We start from the raw sequence: 15875 nt of genomic DNA on the forward strand, positions 1-15875 counted from the left end.
CGTGGGGTCTACCCGACCCGGACCATTCCTTTGAGCTTTCGTGCGATACTGTGCGCTTCGCCTTAACTCAAGCGGCGAGCATCTCGTCGAGCTTGCCGGCCCGATCGAGTGCATGCAGATCATCGCAGCCGCCGACCGGGACGTCGTTGATGAAGATCTGCGGAAAGGTCCTCCCGCCATTGGACTTTTCGATCATCGTCTGGCGAAGCGCCGGGTCATAGGTCGCGTCGTGCTCGACGAAATCGACGCCCTTGCTCTCCAGAAGTTTCTTCGCTCTTGTGCAATAGCCACAGAACTGACGCGTATAAATGACGACCGAAGCCATGGTTTCGAACTGCTCCTTCGCCGGCACCAGCGCCGGCCGTTTTTTCGTCATATAGGCTCGGGCAACGCCATTGCAAAGGTCAAAACCGTGACCTCCGCGGCTCCGGCGCGTCTCAGCGCGCCGGTCGCGGCGGAAACCGTTGCGCCGGTCGTGTAGACGTCGTCAACGAGGACGATGCGTTTCCCCACGAGCGAGGATTTGGCGCTCTCGGGTACGGCAAAGGCGCCGCGGACATTCTCCTCGCGTGCCCGCGCCCCGAGCCCGACCTGCCGGCGCGTGCGCCTGATACGGCGAAGCACATCGGGACGATAGGGCTTACCGGCCCGTTCGGAGACACAGCGCGCCAGTTCCGCCGACTGGTTGAACTTTCGCCGCCAGAGCCGAAATGCGTGGAGCGGCACCGGCACGATCATATCGGCCGCCGCGACGGCGCCGTCGCTGGCCCGGACCATCCATTCGGCCATCATCCGCGCGAGATCGGTGCGGTCGCGATACTTCAGCCCATGCACCAGATCGCGGGCAATTCCCTCGAGGAGAGACACGGAACGCAACCGGTGGAAGGGCGGCGGATTGGCAATCGCCTGCGGCGAAACGGCCCCCGGGCCGGGATCGAAGGCGAAGGGCGAGCCGATGATTTCGCAATAGGGTCGCTCGATCAGGCGCAGCTCCGCCCAGCAGGAGGGGCAGATGGCATGCGCATCGCCGGTCAGCCGACCGCAACCGCAGCAGACGGGCGGGAAGACCAGATTGACCGCCGCCCCGCCGAACGTTTGAAACAGCGCTCTCCAGCGCTTCGCCCGATTTCTCCAACCGTCCCGTTCCATAAGGTTGACTTTGTCCCCTTCAGGGTTTCTTTGCATCCGTGATTTCGGAGAGAGTATCGTGGAAATCGTCTTTGACCAGAGCCTCGTCGAGGCGCACCGCCGCAAAGCGCTGCGCCGGGCGGACCCGAAAGCGACCTTCCTTCTTGATATCGTGGCGCAGGAACTGGCAGATCGCGTCAGTGTCGTCGACCGGTATTTCGACAGAGCCATGGAATTGCACGGCTACACCGGCGCCGCCGCCGCCCGCCTCGCCGAAACGGGAAAGGTCGGCACTATCGAGCGAGTGGAAACCGACGAAGGCTTCGGCTCGCCCCATGCTCCGGTTACCATTGCCCCCCTCGAGCGCATCCCGGCGGAAACGCAAACTGTCAATCTGCTGGTGTCGCCGCTGTCGCTGCATCTGACCAACGATACGCCCGGCGTCTTCATCCAGGCTCGCCGCGCCCTCAAGCCGGACGGGCTCTTCCTTGCCGCGATTCCCGGCAGCGGCACGTTGCAGGAGCTTCGCGAATGCCTGCTTTCGGCGGAAGCGGAACTGACCGGCGGAGCGAGCCCAAGGGTCGTGCCCTTCGCCGACGTGCGCGACATGGGCGGGCTTCTGCAGCGCGCGGGTTTTGCCCTGCCGGTCGCCGACGCGGAAACCTACACGGTTCGCTACGATTCGCTCTTCGGGCTTCTCAAGGATTTGCGGGCAATGGGCATGACCAACCCGCTTAAGGCCAGAAGCCGCCGGCCGGTGCCGCGCCGCTTCTTCCTGAGAGCGGCCGAGATCTATGCGGAACACTTCTCCGATCCGGACGGCCGGGTTCGCGCGACCTTCTCGATCATCTATGTCTCGGGCTGGGCGCCGCATGAGAGCCAGCAGAAACCGCTGAAGCCCGGCTCGGCCAAGCAGAGGCTGTCGGATGCGCTCGGGGTGAGCGAACACGCACTGAAGGGTTCGGGGAAGCAGTCCTGACAGGGCATTTTGCCCAACTCGTGCCGGTATCGCCCGGACTGGGACTATGTCCAGGAGTCTTCCATCGCATCGGCGATCAAGTTCAGCACATTCAGCAATTCGTTGGAAAAGTTCTGAAAGCCGAGGAGAAGGGCGACGGAAATCAGGGCCGCGATGAGACCATACTCCACGACGGTAGCACCGTCTCGGCTGCGAAGGAGAGATCTCAGCTTGTCCATGCGTCCTCCGGCCCCATGAGGGCGGCGAGGTCCTCGAGGAGCTCCCAACCGTCCTATGGTCAATGGCAGCGAAAGACGCGGGGCTTGCGCGTATTCGCTCGAATCAGCACCCGCTCCTGCTGCCGTTTGCATCGATGATGCAGACGGCGCCCGGCATTTCCTGAAGCACGCTGCGGCGCACGGTGTAGCGCTTCGCCGTGCCGCCGGAGGGAATCGAGCCGGTGGAGATATTGTCGTAGTCGATCGGCGTGTTTGCGAGCATCCGCTTGTCGCCCTTCGATGAAAGCATTGGCGTCAGGATCAGCGTCAGCGCGATCACTGCCGTGCCGAACAGCAGCGACAGATTGAGCACGCCCGTCCGGCGGGACTGGCTCGCCACCAGATCCTTGTCCTGAACTGTCCTCCAGAAATCCTCGTCCACCATTCCAGCCTCACAAACACCTCAGAGAGCGGGGCGAAGCACCCTTCCCAAGCTTCGACCTCACCACAGCTGCCCGAAACCGGCGCGGCCAATGATCGGGGCGCGCCGAAACTGATAGGCTCGATTGTGAAGGAGGGTGATAAACTTTTGATTAATAAATCTTGGAATTTAGGGGAGTTGACCGGCGTTGACGCTCGGTTTTCCTCCGATCACAGACAAATTTATTAATGAGACGCGGCAGCACCCGGAATGCCGCCTTCCGCCCTGCGCCTAAAGGAGATCCATCAGGAACGGGATCAGCGGCTCGTCCGCCGGCGGCATCGGGTAATCACGCAAGGCCTTCGGGCGCACCCATTTGATCAGCTGGCCCTCCCGCCCCTCGGCAAAACCCTCGTAGCGCCGGCAGATGTAGAGCGGCATCAGCAGGTGAAAGTCGTCGTAGCTGTGGCTCGCGAAGGTGAGAGGTGCAAGGCAGGCGACCTTGGTGCGAATTCCGAGTTCCTCTTCGAGTTCGCGGATCAGCGTCTCCTCCGGCGTTTCGCCGGCCTCGACCTTGCCGCCGGGGAACTCCCAGAGGCCGGCAAGCGGCTTTCCTTCGGGCCGTTGCCCCAGGAGAATGCGCCCGTCCGAGTCGACTAGCGCACAGGCTGCAACGAGCACGATCTTCTTTGCCGCTACTTCCATGCGTCAGATCCTCGGCGCGCGATAAAGATAATCATAAACCTCGGAGAAACCGGCTTTCCGGTAGAGCGCGATTGCTGCCGTGTTGGCGGCTTCCACCTGCAGCCAGGCCTTTCTGGCGCCGCGCAGGCGTGCCCAGCGCAGTGACGCGTCGAGAAGCGCCCTGCCGACGCCCCGGCGCCTGACGGACTCCGCCACCGAGAACTGCATGATGCCGGCCAGGTCGTTGTCGTGAACGACGAGCGACACGGCCGTCGGGCCGAAGTCGCGATCCTCGAAGAGAAAAAGGCCGCATTCGGGTTTGATGGCGTTGATGATCTCGGCCAGCACCGGCTTGGTCGCCGGATCGCCCTTGCCGATCTGGAGCCTCGCGTCGACAAAACGGCCGAGATCCTTGATCGGCAGGTGGTCCATGCCCTCGCCGAGCTCACCCTGCGCGAGATCGAGCTCCATGACGAGGCTGCGGCTGAAGGATGTCCAGGCTTCGCCGTCCATGTAGGCGATGAGTTGCGGCGGTGTGAGCGGGGTCTGCCGGACCGTAAGCGGCCGGCCATGTTCGGCAAAGCGCCGCGCCGCCTTCTCGAGCCGGATGGCAATGTCGCGATAATCGGACGGATCGAGCGGATTGATCGAATTCAGGCGCTTGGAGGGATGCCCGGCGGTCAGTCGTATAAGCCAGCTGCCGTCATAAACGACCGTCGCGGCGGGCCAGGCGCGAAAGCCCACCGCTTCGAGGCGCCGCACACTGGGAAGATCAACCATGCTTGCTCCAACCACCCCGCTCTCGACCGGCGGCCGTCTGTCGTTCGATGTCATATCCCGTCCCGATCAAGCGAGCGACCGCATCAGCTTCTGTAATCGCCGTTGATCTCGACATATTCCTTGGTGAGGTCGCAGGTATAGACCGTTGCGCGACCCGGACCGAGGCCGATGTCGACGCGGATCGGAATGTCCTCGCCCTTCATCACGGCGGTCGCTGCCGCTTCCGAATAGGCCGGATCGCGCTCGCCCTCGACGGCGACGCGGACGTCGCCGAACCAGATCGCCAGCCTGTCGCGCTCGGCCATCTCGCCGGACTTGCCGACCGCCATGACCACCCGGCCCCAGTTGGCGTCCTCCCCGGCAACCGCCGTCTTGACAAGCGGCGAGTTGGCGATCGAAAGCGCGATGCGCTTGGCGGCAGCGTCGTTCTCAGCGCCCTCGACGGTCACTTCCACCATCTTGCGCGCGCCTTCGCCGTCGCGCACGACCTGCAGCGCCAGGTCACGCAGCAGGTCGTTGAGCGCCCTCCCGAAGGACTGGAGCCGCGCATCGCCCGCATCCTCCACCCTCGCCTGCCCGTCCTTGGCCGCAGCGCCGGTGGCAAACAGCATCAAGGTGTCGGAAGTGGACGTATCGCTGTCGACCGTCACGGAATTGAAGCTGGGGCCGACGCCGGCCGAAAGCAGCGCCTGCAGTGCGGCGGGTGCGATGTCGGCATCGGTCACCACGAAGGAAAGCATGGTCGCCATGTCCGGCGCGATCATGCCGGCACCCTTGGCGATGCCGTTGATGGTGACCGTGACGCCGCCGATCTCGGCGCTACGGGTCGCGACCTTGGGATAGGTGTCCGTGGTCATGATCGCCTTGGCGGCCTCGAACCAGAAGTCCTCCTTGGCCGATGCCGCGAGCCCGTCGAGCACGCCGGCAAACTTGGTGGCGTCGAGCGGCTCGCCGATCACGCCCGTCGAGGCCAGGAAAATCTCGCCCTCATTGCAGCCGACCGCCCGGGCGGCGGACTGCGCGGTGAGTTCGGTCGCCTCTTTGCCCTTCTTGCCGGTGAAGGCATTGGCATTGCCCGAATTGACGACCACGGCACGTGCGTGACCGCCCGGGAGATTTCTACGGCAGAAGTCGACGGGGGCGGACGGGCACTTCGAACGCGTGAAGACACCGGCCACCGCCGCCGGCTGATCGAAGACCATCATCAACACGTCAGTGCGGTTCTTGTACTTGATCCCCGCGGCGGCGGTCGCCATGCGCACGCCGCGAAGGGGCGGCATTTCAGCAAAGGTTTTCGGAGCGAGCGGAGAAACGGTACCGGACATGGCGAACCCTGTTTGAATGCCTCTGATCACCATGGTTACGGGCAACCATGGTGATCTTTTCCATTGTTTCAGAGCGGGATGCGCGCGGAACGCCGCGCACACTTTTCCTCATCCCGCTCCAAATGGTGCGAGAAATGCCCGAGCGACATTCAGCCGCCGGGCATCCCGATCCTAGTCTTGACGAGCGGCTGGCGCGACGAACGCCTCTTCTCCGCTCTGGCACGGGACCGTCCTTGAGGGTGGCGGCCCCGAAAAAGCTACTGGCCTTGGCGCGCCTTGCCGGCGTCTTCATAGGCCTTCTTCAGCGCCGGATCGGAAATCTCGACGCCGGTCGCCTTTTTGGCAGTGTCCAGCAGCGCAAGGTACTTGTCGCGCATGACGAGCTGACGAACCTGCGGCTCGACCTGCTCGAGCGTCGGCGGCGCCTGCGGACGCTTGTCCTCGACCAGGATCACGTGGAAGCCGAACTGGGTCTTGACCGGCATCTTTGTATAGCTGCCCTTCTCGAGCGCGAAAGCAGCCGTCTCGAATTCCGGCACCATCCGGCCCTTGGTGAAGTAGCCGAGGTCGCCGCCATCGTCCTTGTTCGGATCGGTGGACTTGGCCTTGGCGAGTTCGACGAAGCTCTTGCCGGCGTCCAGTTCCTTGATGATCGCCTTGGCCTCGTCCTCGGTCTTGACGAGGATGTGGCGGGCCTTGACTTCTTCCTGCGCCGGGATGGCGGCGATTTCCTTGTCGTAGCGTGCCTTGACCTCTTCCTTCGTCACCGCATCGACGACGTGCTTCTTGAAGAAGGCGTTGTGAAGTTCGCGCTCGGTTAGGAAGGCGACACGCTGCTTGAAGGTCGCGTCGTTCTGCAGGCCTTCCTTCTCGGCATCCTTGACGAGCAGCTTGACGTCGATGACGGCGGAAAGGGCTGCGGCGCGCTTCTGTTCGTCGGGCATCCGCTGGAGCTGCGGATCGAGGCTGGTGATCGCGAGATCAAGCTCCGACTGACGGATTTCCTGCCCGCCGACCTTCGCGACGACCGGATCGGTCCCTTCGGCGCGGGCGACGCCTGCGGCCATCATCGCGACCAGCGCCGCGGCCGCCAGGGTCTTGTATCTAGACATGTTTCTTACCTTTCACCATTGGCCGCCAGCGCGATTGCCTCCGGCCCTTCGAGGGGGCTGCACAACACCAGAATGTGGCGGTTCTGTAGCCGTCCGGCCGCGCAAGTGCGTTGACATAATCCGACCCCCCTCTTATCTGTCACGCAACCTCGCGTCCAGAACAGTTTCCGGGCGTTTCACGGCATTAGACGGTTTTTCGAGCCGGACCTGAAACTCCCAGGGCGATAAATAAGGAAAGGACCATTCGGATGGTCAGTCTCGGCGGCCTTGCCCGCAAGTTGTTTGGTTCCGCCAACGATCGCCGCGTCCGCGGCTACCAGGGTCGGGTGGACGCAATCAACGCTCTCGAAGCCGACATGAAAACGCTGAGCGACGAAGCGCTCGCTGCAAAGACGGTGGAGTTTCGGAGCCAACTCGGCGAAGGCAAGACCCTCGACGACCTCCTTGTGCCGGCCTTTGCCGTGGTGCGCGAGGCCGCCCGCCGCGTTCTCGGCCTGCGTCCCTTCGACGTCCAGCTCATCGGCGGCATGATCCTGCACGAGCGCTCCATCTCCGAAATGAAGACCGGCGAAGGCAAAACGCTGGTGGCGACGCTGCCCGTCTACCTTAACGCGCTCGCCGGCAAGGGCGTGCATGTCGTCACCGTCAACGACTATCTCGCCCAGCGCGACGCCAGCATGATGGGGCGGATCTACGGCTTCCTCGGCCTGACGACGGGCGTCATCGTCCACGGCCTCACCGACGAGCAGCGCCGCGACGCCTATGCCTGCGACGTCACCTACGCGACCAACAACGAGCTCGGCTTCGACTATCTGCGCGACAACATGAAATACGAGCGCGCCCAGATGGTGCAGCGCGGTCACTTCTTCGCGATCGTCGACGAGGTGGACTCGATCCTGGTCGACGAGGCGCGCACGCCACTGATCATCTCCGGCCCGCTCGACGACCGCTCGGATCTCTACAATACGATCAATGACTTCATTCCGCTGCTGTCGCCGGAAGACTACGAGATCGACGAAAAGCAGCGCTCGGCCAATTTCTCGGAGGAGGGCACCGAGAAGCTCGAAAACCTCTTGCGCCAAGCCGGGCTCCTGAAGGGCGAGTCGCTCTACGACATCGAGAACGTGGCGATCGTCCACCACGTCAACAACGCGCTGAAGGCGCACAAGCTGTTCACGCGTGACAAAGACTATATCGTGCGCAACGGCGAGATCGTCATCATCGACGAGTTCACCGGCCGCATGATGCCGGGGCGTCGCTACTCCGAAGGTCAGCATCAGGCGCTGGAAGCCAAAGAAAAGGTGCAGATTCAGCCCGAGAACCAGACGCTCGCCTCGGTCACCTTCCAGAATTACTTCCGCATGTACGAAAAGCTTGCCGGCATGACCGGCACCGCGGCGACGGAAGCCGAGGAATTCGGCAACATCTACGGCCTGGAAGTGGTCGAAGTGCCGACCAATCTGCCGATCAAGCGCCTCGACGAGGACGACGAGGTCTATCGCACCGCGGGCGAGAAGTACAAGGCGATCATCGACGAGATCAAGGCGGCCCACGAGCGCGGCCAGCCGATGCTCGTCGGCACCACCTCGATCGAGAAGTCCGAGCTGCTCGCCGATATGCTGAAGAAGAGCGGCTTCTCGAAATTCCAGGTGCTGAACGCCCGTTACCACGAGCAGGAAGCCTATATCGTCGCCCAGGCCGGCGTGCCGGGCGCCGTCACCATCGCAACCAACATGGCCGGCCGCGGCACCGACATCCAGCTCGGCGGCAACCCGGACATGCGCATCCAGCAGGAACTGGCCGAGGTCGAGCCCGGCCCCGAGCGCGATGCGCGCGAAAAGGCGATCCGCGAGGAGGTGCAGAAGCTCAAGGACAAGGCGCTCGCCGCCGGCGGCCTTTATGTCCTTGCCACCGAACGCCACGAAAGCCGCCGCATCGACAACCAGTTGCGCGGCCGCTCCGGCCGCCAGGGCGACCCGGGCCGCTCGAAGTTCTTCCTGTCGCTGCAGGACGATTTGATGCGCATCTTCGGCTCCGACCGCATGGACGGCATGCTGCAGAAACTGGGCCTCAAGGAGGGCGAGGCGATTGTCCATCCGTGGATCAACAAGGCGCTCGAACGCGCCCAGAAGAAGGTCGAGGCCCGCAACTTCGACATCCGAAAGAACCTCTTGAAATATGACGACGTGCTCAACGACCAGCGCAAGGTCATCTTCGAGCAGCGTCTCGAACTCATGGACGCGGAAAGCGTCACCGAGACGGTCACCGACATGCGCAACGAAGTGATCGGGGATATCGTCGCCAAGCGCATTCCCGAGCGAGCCTATGCCGAGCAGTGGGATGCGGAAGGACTTAAGGCCGACGTCCAGCAATACCTCAACCTCGACCTCCCGATTACCGAATGGGTCGCCGAGGAAGGGATCGCCGAGGACGACATTCTGGAGCGCATCACCGCCGCCGCCGACAAGGCCGCCGCCGAACGCGCCGAGCGCTTCGGGCCGGAGATCATGCAATATGTCGAGCGCTCGGTCGTGCTGCAGACGCTCGATCACCTCTGGCGCGAGCACATCGTCAACCTCGACCATCTCCGCTCGGTCATCGGCTTCCGCGGCTACGCCCAGCGCGACCCGCTGCAGGAATACAAGTCCGAAGCCTTCGAGCTCTTTCAGGCCCTGCTCGTCAATCTCCGCCAGGCGGTATCGGCGCAGCTGATGCGCGTCGAACTGGTGCGCGAGGCGCCCCAGGAGCCGCAGCCGCTGCCGCCTATGGAAGCCCATCATTTCGACCCGATTACCGGCGAGGACGACTTCGCGCAGGTGGCGCTTGGCGCCGCCTCCCCGGCAAAGCGCAACGCCGCAGACCCCTCCACTTGGGGCAATGTCGGGCGCAACGAGCCCTGCCCCTGCGGTTCGGGCAAGAAATACAAGCATTGCCACGGAAGCTACGAAGCCTGACGAGATGCCGCCTCCGGGCGGCATTTTCGCGTCCGAGACCGCGCCGCAGAGCGGCCTGCTGAACCGTTTGTTAACGCTGTTCTGGCAGAAGTGATGCCCTGTATTGCGTAATCTCAGGGTGTCTTCGTGTTGATGGCGGTATGTCAAACGGCCGGACGAATGCTGCCGTCGGCGCTGAGGCACCGCCTGTCCGATTCCGTGCAGCGGCTCCTGCCCGTGCTCACCGGCTCCGATACCCGCAGTCGCGCCCAGCGCATGGCGCTGATCGCCTTTGCGATCCGCATCCTAAGCGCGGCAATCGCCTTCGCCTCGCAGATCTTTCTCGCGCGCCTGATGGGCGAGTTCGAATACGGCATCTTCATCTTCGTCTGGGTGATGACGGTCCTGTTCGGCAATCTCTCCTGCCTCGGGCTCCCCACCGCGGTTATCCGGTTCCTGCCGGAATACAGCACCACTTCGGAGCTTCCGGAAATCCGCGGCCTGACGACGACGGCGCGCATCTTCGCCCTCCTTTCCGCAACCGCCCTTGCCGCGATCGGCGCAGCGGGTCTGTGGCTCTTCGGCACGGCAATCGAGAGCTACTACTTCGTGCCCCTCTATCTCGGCCTCATTACCCTGCCGATGATTGCGCTCGGCGACGTGATGGACGGCACGGCGCGCGCCCATAGCTGGCCGGTTGCGGCAATGAGCCCGACCTTCCTCGTGCGGCCCTTGCTGATCCTCGCCTTCATGGTCCTGGCAACGGTCGCGGGCCTGCCGTCCGCTGCAACGACGGCGATGGCCGCAGCGCTTGCCGCGACCTATGTGACGACGCTCGGGCAGTTCGCAATAATGGTCTGGCGGCTCGACCGGCACTACCTTCCCGGCCCGATGAAAATCGAACTCAGCCGCTGGCTGCGCGTCTCGATCCCGATATTCCTCGTCGACGGTTTCGGCTTCCTCTTGACCAATTCCGACGTCGTGATCGTCGGCCTCTATGTGAAGCCGGACGACGTGGCGATCTACTTTGCCGCCGCGAAGACCATGGCGCTCGTCCATTTCGTCATGTTCGCGGTCAGGGCGGCCGCCGGCCCGCGCTTTTCGGCGGCCATGGCAGCGCGCGACCGGCATCAATTGGCGGAGATCGCCATCGAAAGCGCCCGCTGGTCGTTCTGGCCGTCACTCGCTATCGGCTGCACCGTCGTGCTGGCGGGTCCGCTGCTGCTGTCGCTGTTCGGCCCGGCCTTCCCCGCCGGTGCTCCGCTGATGGCGATACTGCTCACCGGTATCCTCGCCAAGGCCTTTGTCGGCCCCGCCGAGACCCTGTTGACGATGGCCGGACGGCAAAAGCTCTGCGTCATCCTCTATGTGGCCGCGCTCGGTGCCAATGTCGCGCTCAACGTCACGCTCATTCCGCTCTTCGGCTTGACCGGAGCGGCCTCAGCGACCGCGGGCGCGATGTTCGTGGAGGCGGCGATCCTGCATGTGGCGGTGAGGCACACCTTTGGTTTCACGCTCCTGGCACTTGCCGGCGCAAGGAGCGGTCATGACGAAAACGAGGCAATCAAGCCATGAACGGCAACATCCAGTTCCCCGGGGAAGCGAACGGAAGCGCGAACCGCCTGCTTGGCGGCCTGGCGCAACCGGCCGCCGATCCGACGCAGGCCGAACGGACCTTGATGGTGGGCAGGTCCGGCCGGCATCTGGCCATCTACCAGGCCCGCTCCGGCTACGAACTGCAGCGGGAGCTCGACTTCCTGTCCAACCGCGCGATCGAGCCGAACGTCTTCTTCACTGGCCGCTTCCTGGCGCCCGCCATGCCACGGCTGGAGGATCGGGTGATTCGCCTCGCCGTCATCCGCGACAGCAACGAGCGCAGCAGCCGCCTGCGCTTCCTGATGCCTTTCTCGATCGAGAAGCCGGGCTTCTCGATCGGCGCGCCGATCATTCGCGGCTGGTCCAATCCCTTCGGCCCCTTGGGCGTGCCGCTGCTTGACGCGGAAGACGCCGCCGAGACGATCAGCAACCTTTATACGGCGCTCGCCTCGCCCTCCTCCGGCATGCCGCAGGTGCTGGTGCTGCCGGACGTGCGCCTCAAGGGCAAATTCGCGCAGCTCGCCCGGGCCGTGGCGATCGGCGAGAACCTCCCGCTGACGGTGACCGATACCTTCGAACGGCCGATGCTCGAAAGCCTGCTCGACGGTCCAACCTATCTGCGCCAGGCGATCAGCCGGGCGCATTTCAAGGAACTGCGACGCCAGTGGAACAATCTCGAAAAACACGGCAACCTCGCCTACAGCGTCGCGCGTCAACCGGAGGAGATCCGCTGGCGGCTGGAGGAGTTCCTGGCGCTCGAGGCCTCCGGCTGGAAAGGCCGCGAACGCAGCGCCATGATCATGGACCGCTTCCGCGCCGCCTTCGCGCGGGAAGCAATCACCAATCTCGCCGAAGCCGACAGCGTCCGCATCCACACGCTCGATCTCGACGGCAAGGCGATCGCCGCGATGGTCGTGCTCATGATGGCCGGCGAGGCCTATACCTGGAAGACCGCCTATAACGAGGACTACGCGAAATATTCGCCGGGCAAGCTGCTCTTGGCCGAACTCACCGAATGGCATCTCAACGACGCCAATATCGCCCGCTCCGATTCCTGCGCCGTGCCCGACCATCCGATGATCGCCCGCTTCTGGCAGGAGCGCGAGGAGATGGGGACGCTGGTGATCGGCCTGCAGCAGAACCGCGACCGCGACGTGCGCCAGGTGGCGGCTCAGCTTCACCTCTACCGCAACACCCGCAACATGGCGCGGCTACTGCGCGAGAAGATCCGCGCGCTGGCCGGGCGCTGATGGGGCGGAATCAGCGGTCGCGCGCTGCCTCCACCTCGGCAGCAGCCCTCTCCCGCAACAGCCGCCGGATCACCTTGCCCGAAGTGGTCAGCGGCAGGCTGTCGACGAACTCGATCTCGCGCGGATATTCGTGCATGGAGAGCCTGTTCTTCACCCAGTCGCGGATCGCAGCCGCGGTCTCTTCGGCTGCGGCGACACCGGGCTTCAGCACCACATAGGCCTTGACGATCTCGGTGCGGATCGGGTCCGGCTTGCCGATCGCCGCGGCCATCTGAACGTCCGGGTGGCCGACGAGACAGTCCTCGATCTCGCCGGGGCCGATCCGGTAGCCGGACGAGGTGATGACGTCGTCGTCGCGGCCGAAAAAGGTGAAGTAACCCTCCTGATCCATGACGCCCTGGTCGCCGGTGGTCATCCAGTCGCCGATGAACTTCGCCTCGGTCGCCTTGACGTTTCGCCAATAGCCCAGGAACATCACCGGATCGGGGCGCTTGATCGCGACTTGGCCGGTCGTGCCCGGCGGCAGCACACGCCCCTCGCCGTCGATGATCGCCACCCCATGGCCGGGTGCGGCCTTGCCCATCGAGCCCGGTTTCAATACTCCGAGGTCGGCGGCCGACGAAATGACGATGTTGCATTCCGTCTGGCCGTAGAATTCGCTGACCTCGACGCCGAGCGCCTCCTTCGCCCAGTCGAAGGTCTCGCGCCCGAGCGCTTCGCCGGCCGAGCCGATCGTTCTCAGATCGAGCCTGTAGCGGTCGCGGGGCCGATCGACGGATTTGAGCAGCCTCAGCGCCGTCGGCGGAATGAAGGCGTTGCGCACATTCATCTCTTCCATGATGCGGAAGGCCACATGCGGATCGAACTTCTGCGCCGGCGAGGAAACCACCGGCACGCCGAAGAACAGCGACGGCAGCAACGCGTTCAAGAGCCCGCCCGCCCAGGCCCAATCGGCCGGCGTCCACATCCGGTCGCCCGGCTGAGGCAGGAAGTGATGGTGAAACTGGAAACCCGGCAGATGGCCGAGCAGCACGCGGTGGCCGTGCAGCGCCCCCTTCGGCGGGCCGGTCGTCCCGGACGTATAGATCATCAGCGCCGGATTGTCCGGCCCGGTATCGGCGGCGGCAAAACGGCCCTCGCCCGCCGCCAGCCGGTCGAAGAGCACCGTATCGGGCAGTTCCTCCTCTTCCGCCAGCACTACCAGCCGAAGCTCTGGCAGTTCTCTTCGGAACGCCGCAAGCCGCTCGTAGCCGAAGCGATTGGTGACGACCGCCGTCGCCCCGGCGTCCTGCAGCCGGTAGCTGAGCGCCTCGACGCCGAAAAGCAGCGCCAGCGGCAGGGCGATCGCGCCGAGCTTGTAGATCGCCGCATGGGCGATTGCCGCTTCGAAGCCCTGCTGCAGCAGAATGGCGACCCGATCGCCCGGCTTGATGCCCTGCGCGGCAAGCCCGCCGGCAAAGGCCGAGGAGCGAGCCGCGAAGGCGCCGTATGTCAGTGAATGAGGCGCGGTGTCCGGGCTGAAATGCTGCAGGCAGATACGTTCAGGGTCACGCGCCGCCCATGCGTCGCTGACGGCGACGCCGATATTAAACCTCTCCGGAATCCGCCAGCGGAATTCGCGATAGAGGTCGTCGTATGTGTCGATCTTCGGTAGCATGGGCCGCGCTGGAGTTTGCTGCAGCGCAGCAGCTAACACTTTCGCCCCGTGGAATTCAATGGGTGCGGGCCGGGTGAAGGAACTCGGAACAGGGACGAGGTCCGCTGGCATCTTGCCTGATAGAGCGAAAGCGCCGTTTCCGGTATAGTGCGGAGCTCAAGCGACCTCAGCCCGACGGCGGTCGGAGTCAAAGTCGTGCCAACCCATGCTGCATGACCTCCACATGACGCGGTAGGGAGGAGTATTCCATGGCAAACCAGATCCGGCCGCTGCAGCCGGGAGAACCCGCCCCCTCGTTCGCGCTCGCCGCGGCCAACCCTGAAGGAATGGTCTCTCTTGCCGATTTGCGCGGTCGCCCGTTTCTGATCGGCTTCTTTCGCGGTTTGCACTGCCCGTTCTGTCGACGTCAGGTGGAACAGCTTGCCGGCCTCCAGCCAGCGCTACGCGCCGCCGGGATAGAGACCCTGGCGGTGATCAACACGCCGGTCGAACGCGCTCGCCTCTATTTCCGCCATCGGCCGACGCCGGTCACGCTCCTGTGCGACCCGGATTGCCACACGCACCGGGCCTTCGGCGTGCCGCGGGGCGAATTCCTGCCCGATGGCAGCAGCGAGCGGCCCGAATGGCCCCATCGCGCATCGATGGCGCAGTTCGAGGCGGCTCGCATCAATCCTGCCGGCGTGTTCCCGGAGCCTTTGCAGCCCATGGAAGCCAACGTTGTCCTCAACGCCAGCGACGGCTTCGAGCTCGACGAAGCGGACAAAGCGATCCTGGCGGACCATGGCACCCAGCTCGTCGGGCATTATCTGGTCGACGCCACCGGCATCGTCGGCTGGGCGCAAATCGAGGCGCGCGACGGGCCGAACGACCTCTGCACCTTCCCAACCGCGGCGCAGATCCTTGCCGCCGCCGAAAACCTCGGACGCTGACCCGGAGCGGAAGTCCGCCGGGGTATCTTTTTCGGTGTCGAAAGACGGGATCGAGTGGTGCCCCATGCCGGGGTCGAACCAGCACTCCTTTTGGGAACTCGATTTTGAGTCGAGCGCGTCTACCAATTCCGCCAATGGGGCAAGGCTCAAGCGATATCAGCGGTTTGGGATTTACACGATCGTTTTCGCGCCGGTCAATCGAGAAATTGCGATTTTCGCAGCGGCGATCACAAAAGCGTGCGGCCGGGGACCGGTGACGGCGATTTACAGCGGAACCGAACCTACATAAGAAGACGGGCGCCGTTTCGCCGCCCTTGCGAGGTATTCATGATCGAGGCTTCCGCCGCCACGCGCCAGCAACTGCTTCTCGCCCTCGTCGTCACGCTCGGCATGGCGGCGACCGTCGGTGGCGCGCTCGGTTTCGAGCATATCGGCGGCTACATCCCCTGCGCCCTCTGCCTCATGCAGCGCGACCCTTATTACTACGGCATTCCGCTCGGCCTCGTCGCCATTGTCGCCAGCGTGCTGAAACTGCCGGCCTGGACGACGCGCGCGCTGCTCGGAATCGTCGGCGTCCTGATGCTCGTCGGCGCCGGGATCGGCGTCTATCACGCCGGTGCTGAATGGCATTTCTGGGAGGGTCCGTCGACCTGCGCGACGACCGCCCAGGGCATCTCCTCAAATGTCGGCGACCTGCTCGGCGATCTTGACGCGAAGCACGCTCCGTCCTGCACCGACGCGGCGCTGCGCGTCCTTGGCCTGTCCTTCGCCGGCTGGAACGTCATCGCCAGCCTGATCCTCGCGGCGATCGCGCTGCGGGGCGCCGCCAAGGCGTGAGGTCGCAACCGCTCACGCCAAGATATTCGCATTGACCTGAAAAAAGG

15 protein-coding genes and 1 tRNA gene are annotated in these 15875 nt (G+C 64.2%); 6 read left to right on the forward strand and 10 right to left on the reverse strand.

Annotation, left to right across the window (positions count from 1 at the left end; genetic code table 11):
* Positions 1-67: 67 nt before the first annotated feature.
* Together grxC and NXT3_RS15820 are read right to left on the reverse strand one after the other, a co-directional pair.
* A complete protein-coding gene (grxC, locus tag NXT3_RS15815; RefSeq protein WP_037426574.1) occupies positions 68-325 on the reverse strand; it encodes a glutaredoxin 3 in 258 nt (85 codons plus the stop codon).
* A 47-nt stretch (positions 326-372) separates the two neighbouring features.
* Positions 373-1149, reverse strand: coding sequence for a ComF family protein (locus NXT3_RS15820; protein WP_234828055.1), 777 nt, complete (start codon positions 1147-1149; stop codon positions 373-375).
* Positions 1150-1207: 58 nt separating this feature from the next.
* On the opposite strand from NXT3_RS15820, the gene NXT3_RS15825 reads away from it, so the two are divergent.
* Positions 1208-2107, forward strand: coding sequence for a methyltransferase domain-containing protein (locus NXT3_RS15825; RefSeq protein WP_104839672.1), 900 nt, complete (start codon positions 1208-1210; stop codon positions 2105-2107).
* A 44-nt stretch (positions 2108-2151) separates the two neighbouring features.
* Here NXT3_RS15825 and NXT3_RS15830 read toward each other — a convergent pair whose 3' ends face one another.
* The 6 genes from NXT3_RS15830 to NXT3_RS15855 form a co-directional block, all read right to left on the reverse strand.
* Positions 2152-2325: a Flp family type IVb pilin gene (locus NXT3_RS15830; RefSeq protein WP_037426562.1), complete on the reverse strand. Its 174-nt coding sequence runs from the start codon at positions 2323-2325 to the stop codon at positions 2152-2154.
* A 103-nt stretch (positions 2326-2428) separates the two neighbouring features.
* Positions 2429-2749: a hypothetical protein gene (locus NXT3_RS15835; protein ID WP_037388500.1), complete on the reverse strand. Its 321-nt coding sequence runs from the start codon at positions 2747-2749 to the stop codon at positions 2429-2431.
* A 267-nt stretch (positions 2750-3016) separates the two neighbouring features.
* Positions 3017-3430 (reverse strand): 8-oxo-dGTP diphosphatase MutT, encoded by a 414-nt coding sequence (mutT, locus tag NXT3_RS15840; RefSeq protein WP_104839673.1) that lies wholly within the window; start codon positions 3428-3430, stop codon positions 3017-3019.
* 3 nt (positions 3431-3433) lie between these two features.
* Positions 3434-4243: a GNAT family N-acetyltransferase gene (locus NXT3_RS15845; RefSeq protein WP_199773301.1), complete on the reverse strand. Its 810-nt coding sequence runs from the start codon at positions 4241-4243 to the stop codon at positions 3434-3436.
* 29 nt (positions 4244-4272) lie between these two features.
* Positions 4273-5514: a bifunctional glutamate N-acetyltransferase/amino-acid acetyltransferase ArgJ gene (gene argJ / locus NXT3_RS15850; RefSeq protein ID WP_104840018.1), complete on the reverse strand. Its 1242-nt coding sequence runs from the start codon at positions 5512-5514 to the stop codon at positions 4273-4275.
* A 257-nt stretch (positions 5515-5771) separates the two neighbouring features.
* Positions 5772-6626: a peptidylprolyl isomerase gene (locus NXT3_RS15855; protein WP_097527912.1), complete on the reverse strand. Its 855-nt coding sequence runs from the start codon at positions 6624-6626 to the stop codon at positions 5772-5774.
* A gap of 248 nt (positions 6627-6874) precedes the next feature.
* Here NXT3_RS15855 and secA point away from each other — a divergent pair, with 248 nt between their 5' ends.
* From secA to NXT3_RS15870, 3 genes are all read left to right on the forward strand, one after another.
* Positions 6875-9580, forward strand: coding sequence for a preprotein translocase subunit SecA (secA, locus tag NXT3_RS15860; RefSeq protein WP_104839675.1), 2706 nt, complete (start codon positions 6875-6877; stop codon positions 9578-9580).
* A gap of 159 nt (positions 9581-9739) precedes the next feature.
* A complete protein-coding gene (locus NXT3_RS15865; protein ID WP_199773355.1) occupies positions 9740-11134 on the forward strand; it encodes a lipopolysaccharide biosynthesis protein in 1395 nt (464 codons plus the stop codon).
* Positions 11131-12405: a GNAT family N-acetyltransferase gene (locus NXT3_RS15870; protein ID WP_104839677.1), complete on the forward strand. Its 1275-nt coding sequence runs from the start codon at positions 11131-11133 to the stop codon at positions 12403-12405. Before NXT3_RS15865 ends, NXT3_RS15870 begins: the two co-directional genes overlap by 4 nt.
* A gap of 10 nt (positions 12406-12415) precedes the next feature.
* Here the strand turns inward: NXT3_RS15870 and NXT3_RS15875 are convergent, their stop codons facing one another.
* Positions 12416-14062 carry an AMP-binding protein gene (locus NXT3_RS15875; RefSeq protein ID WP_104839678.1) on the reverse strand — a complete coding sequence of 549 codons (1647 nt, stop codon included), beginning with the start codon at positions 14060-14062 and terminating at the stop codon, positions 12416-12418.
* 248 nt (positions 14063-14310) lie between these two features.
* Here NXT3_RS15875 and NXT3_RS15880 point away from each other — a divergent pair, with 248 nt between their 5' ends.
* Positions 14311-14991: a redoxin domain-containing protein gene (locus NXT3_RS15880; RefSeq protein ID WP_037426546.1), complete on the forward strand. Its 681-nt coding sequence runs from the start codon at positions 14311-14313 to the stop codon at positions 14989-14991.
* 55 nt (positions 14992-15046) lie between these two features.
* Here NXT3_RS15880 and NXT3_RS15885 read toward each other — a convergent pair.
* Positions 15047-15132, reverse strand: a tRNA-Leu gene (locus tag NXT3_RS15885).
* A gap of 186 nt (positions 15133-15318) precedes the next feature.
* Here NXT3_RS15885 and NXT3_RS15890 point away from each other — a divergent pair.
* The gene (locus tag NXT3_RS15890; RefSeq protein ID WP_097540656.1) at positions 15319-15828 is read left to right on the forward strand and encodes a disulfide bond formation protein B; all 510 of its coding nucleotides are present in this window, start codon (positions 15319-15321) and stop codon (positions 15826-15828) included.
* Positions 15829-15875 lie beyond the last annotated feature (47 nt).

It is taken from the genome of Sinorhizobium fredii (genome assembly GCF_002944405.1).
Classification (GTDB): domain Bacteria; phylum Pseudomonadota; class Alphaproteobacteria; order Rhizobiales; family Rhizobiaceae; genus Sinorhizobium; species Sinorhizobium fredii_C.

What these genes read in the sequence shown, in the direction of transcription:
- grxC (WP_037426574.1), bottom strand. Translation starts at nt 325, where the DNA reads ATGGCTTCGGTCGTCATTTATACGCGTCAGTTCTGTGGCTATTGCACA.
- NXT3_RS15820 (WP_234828055.1), bottom strand. Translation starts at nt 1,149, where the DNA reads ATGGAACGGGACGGTTGGAGAAATCGGGCGAAGCGCTGGAGAGCGCTG.
- NXT3_RS15830 (WP_037426562.1), bottom strand. Translation starts at nt 2,325, where the DNA reads ATGGACAAGCTGAGATCTCTCCTTCGCAGCCGAGACGGTGCTACCGTC.
- NXT3_RS15835 (WP_037388500.1), bottom strand. Translation starts at nt 2,749, where the DNA reads ATGGTGGACGAGGATTTCTGGAGGACAGTTCAGGACAAGGATCTGGTG.
- mutT (WP_104839673.1), bottom strand. Translation starts at nt 3,430, where the DNA reads ATGGAAGTAGCGGCAAAGAAGATCGTGCTCGTTGCAGCCTGTGCGCTA.
- NXT3_RS15845 (WP_199773301.1), bottom strand. Translation starts at nt 4,243, where the DNA reads ATGACATCGAACGACAGACGGCCGCCGGTCGAGAGCGGGGTGGTTGGA.
- argJ (WP_104840018.1), bottom strand. Translation starts at nt 5,514, where the DNA reads ATGTCCGGTACCGTTTCTCCGCTCGCTCCGAAAACCTTTGCTGAAATG.
- NXT3_RS15855 (WP_097527912.1), bottom strand. Translation starts at nt 6,626, where the DNA reads ATGTCTAGATACAAGACCCTGGCGGCCGCGGCGCTGGTCGCGATGATG.
- secA (WP_104839675.1), top strand. Translation starts at nt 6,875, where the DNA reads ATGGTCAGTCTCGGCGGCCTTGCCCGCAAGTTGTTTGGTTCCGCCAAC.
- NXT3_RS15865 (WP_199773355.1), top strand. Translation starts at nt 9,740, where the DNA reads ATGCTGCCGTCGGCGCTGAGGCACCGCCTGTCCGATTCCGTGCAGCGG.
- NXT3_RS15870 (WP_104839677.1), top strand. Translation starts at nt 11,131, where the DNA reads ATGAACGGCAACATCCAGTTCCCCGGGGAAGCGAACGGAAGCGCGAAC.
- NXT3_RS15875 (WP_104839678.1), bottom strand. Translation starts at nt 14,062, where the DNA reads ATGCTACCGAAGATCGACACATACGACGACCTCTATCGCGAATTCCGC.
- NXT3_RS15880 (WP_037426546.1), top strand. Translation starts at nt 14,311, where the DNA reads ATGGCAAACCAGATCCGGCCGCTGCAGCCGGGAGAACCCGCCCCCTCG.
- NXT3_RS15890 (WP_097540656.1), top strand. Translation starts at nt 15,319, where the DNA reads ATGATCGAGGCTTCCGCCGCCACGCGCCAGCAACTGCTTCTCGCCCTC.